Source organism: Pseudoalteromonas sp. TB64 (genome assembly GCF_000498095.1).
In the GTDB taxonomy this organism is placed as follows: domain Bacteria; phylum Pseudomonadota; class Gammaproteobacteria; order Enterobacterales; family Alteromonadaceae; genus Pseudoalteromonas.
This window is the reverse complement of record NZ_AUTQ01000072.1, coordinates 1-2,796: the sequence shown is the minus strand read 5'-3', so window position 1 is coordinate 2,796 and position 2,796 is coordinate 1. Positions and strand designations below refer to the sequence as shown.

4 protein-coding genes are annotated in these 2,796 nt (G+C 35.9%); 3 read left to right on the top strand and 1 reads right to left on the bottom strand.

The window, feature by feature from the left end:
* Nucleotides 1-484, top strand: a 484-nt coding sequence (locus L647_RS0103300; protein ID WP_024609927.1) for a cation:proton antiporter, incomplete at its 5' end; no start/stop codon positions are given.
* Between the two features lie 497 nt (nucleotides 485-981).
* Complete coding sequence (locus tag L647_RS0103295; RefSeq protein ID WP_024609926.1) at nucleotides 982-1,389, top strand: hypothetical protein; 408 nt, start codon at nucleotides 982-984, stop codon at nucleotides 1,387-1,389.
* A gap of 162 nt (nucleotides 1,390-1,551) precedes the next feature.
* Here the strand turns inward: L647_RS0103295 and L647_RS0103290 are convergent, their stop codons facing one another.
* Nucleotides 1,552-2,100 carry a hypothetical protein gene (locus L647_RS0103290; protein ID WP_024609925.1) on the bottom strand — a complete coding sequence of 183 codons (549 nt, stop codon included), beginning with the start codon at nucleotides 2,098-2,100 and terminating at the stop codon, nucleotides 1,552-1,554.
* Between the two features lie 379 nt (nucleotides 2,101-2,479).
* Here L647_RS0103290 and L647_RS0103285 point away from each other — a divergent pair.
* Nucleotides 2,480-2,796, top strand: a 317-nt coding sequence (locus L647_RS0103285; RefSeq protein WP_024609924.1) for a hypothetical protein, incomplete at its 3' end; no start/stop codon positions are given.

Below are 2,796 nucleotides of genomic sequence, written 5' to 3'. Positions count from 1 at the left end.
AAGCCATTGGCATTTGTCGGGTCCGCTTGCCATGGTAATGATGGGGTTAATGGTGGGTAATCATGGTCGTAGTATGGCTATGAGCGATAAAACACGCCATTACGTTGATTTATTTTGGGAGCTGATTGACGAGATTTTAAATGCCATTTTATTTGTTTTAATTGGGCTTGAGGTGGTAATGATTGCGTATTCGGGCAATTTATTTGTTGCCGCAGGTTTAGCGATTATTATCGCGTTATTAGCAAGGCTTATTGTGGTTGGTGTAACCACAACTACTTTTGGTAACCAGTTAGGGTTACCTGCTGGTGCTTGGAGAGTATTAACCTGGGGTGGTTTGCGCGGCGGTATATCTGTTGCGTTGGTACTGCAATTACCAAATGGAACAGAGCGCGATATTTTATTGGCTCTGACTTATGCCGTTGTGGTGTTTTCTATTTTGGTTCAGGGTTTAAGTATTGGTAAAGTGGCTAAAAGCATTCGTTAAATATAAAAATGATGAATTAAATAGAGGCGGTTAAAGTGCGCCGAATATAATTATATTTATAAGCCCGTAAAATAAGCATATTTTACGGGCTTGTTTTTTAGAGTAAAAAGAGGGCTTAAAAATTTTTAACCAATTGTTTTATAGATGGTTATAGCGATGATTGCAAATAAAGGTATTTTTAAAGTTAAAATCAAAATTAATACTTAAGTTAGACTAAAGTCTATAGGTTAGATTTATTCACTTATTAGGTTTGTTTTAATCGTTTGTCGGTTTTGTGTTAATTCTCTAAAGTTCAGTTGTCGGCAACAAGCACGACTAACTAATACCAATTTTATTAAAACATGATCATTTTAGCGAATTAAATAACTCACTAACGGCGTTAAAAATTACTTATATAGAACGACTATATTTCATAAATTTTGCCTTGTTATTAAGCTATTTACCTGACGCTAAAAAAGCTCACTAGTTTAAACAATTGGCATAACAGGAATATAATCATGAAATTGACACTTATCAAAACTATCGCTCTTGGCTCACTACTTACATGTTCAGCTGCTGCAATGGCTAACGAAAGTGACTACAAATTAATGGTTATTGAAGCTGCAACAGCGCCACAGCCACTTGAGCAATCATTTAATAGCTGCGCACTGAATGTTAAGTCAAAAAATTACGCACAAGCTGAAGAAATTTGTACACAAGCAATCGCACTTTTAAAAGATGCTGATGGTCCTAAATTTAAAGTACGCCAACTTACGTCATTTGCATTAAGCAACCGTGGTGTTGCACGTTTAAAAGCGCATAACGATACAGCTGGTCTTGCTGATTTATACGAAGCAAACCAAATGTCTACAAGTACAATGGTATCGCATAACTTAACTCGCGCTAAAGAAGAACTATCGTTATAAAAAGCCGTTATAAGCTTTTTATAACGTAGCGAGAGTAAAAAAGCCCATGTTAGGCTAATCCCTAACATGGGCTTTTTTGTGTTTGTTTTAACCAAAATTTAGTGAGCGCATAAATAATTACGTACACGGTGCCTATTTAAAAATGATTATCAAGGCTAAATATTAAAACGTAAGTGAGAGTTGAACACCACTGTAAATATGTTCTTCTGCTTCCCAGTAGTAACCATCAATTTGGCGTACTCGTGTAAATGCTTCTATTTTAAATGGTTTTAAATGATAGCCCATCCCAATGCCTGCGTAGCCGTCTATGTCGTTGTTCGATTTTTCTATTTGGTAGGTGTTATCACCGCGGTCGTTTTTGAAGGCGAGTTCGAATAGGTCTAAACCTAGCTCTGCGTAAATAAAAAAGTCGTTGAAGTAGCCAAGTTTCATCCCGTTATCCCAGGTAATGAATTCTTCTTGCTCGCCTTGTTTGTTATCTACTTTTGCGGCGCCAACAGCGCTTGTAAAAATAACGCCAAAGTTACTATGATTTTGTTTTGCCATCATTTCGACACCAACAGATGTAATACTACTATCACCATTAAATTCTGATTTAACAAATACGGCGGTGTTTGGCATATTGCTACCAAGTAAAAGCCTTGCATTGGCATTTTGGCTAAATGGTAAAAGTGTGCCTAATAGAACAAAAAGAGGGAGTTTGTATTTCAAAACAGTCAGCCCGTTAATAATGATAAGTTAGTAGAGTGGTTATTATAAGTGCGTTGTTTAGTATTGCATGTAATTAAGTGTATAAATTTGTTTGATTGTTATTTGGCTATGGCAAAAACAAGTAGGTTAAAAATAAACCTACAAATAAAAACTTATAAATAAAGAGTATTCATAAAAACAAAAATGATGATTTTTAGGTACAGCCATGTTGTGTAAGTCCTTTTTATATATAGAAAAAATAATATCGTATTAGACTAAGGTCTATAGGTTAATTTTTCTCACTTATTAGGTTTGTTTTAATCGTTTGTCGGGGTTGTGTTAATTCTTTAAAGTTCAGTTGTCGGCAACAAGCACGGCTTAACTAATCAGGAATATGACCATGAAACTTACACTTATCAAAACTATCGCTCTTAGCTCACTATTAACATGTTCAGCTGCGGCAATGGCTGATACAGGTGATTACAAATTAATGGTTATTGAAGCTGCAACAGCGCCACAGCCACTTGAGCAATCATTTAATAGCTGCGCACTTAATGTTAAGTCAAAAAATTACGCACAAGCTGAAGAAATTTGTACACAAGCAATCGCACTTTTAAAAGACGCAGATGGCCCTAAATTTAAAGTACGCCAACTTACGTCATTCGCATTAAGCAACCGTGGTGTTGCACGTTTAAAAGCGCATAACGACACTGCTGG

What these genes read in the sequence shown, in the direction of transcription:
- L647_RS0103295 (WP_024609926.1), top strand. Translation starts at nt 982, where the DNA reads ATGAAATTGACACTTATCAAAACTATCGCTCTTGGCTCACTACTTACA.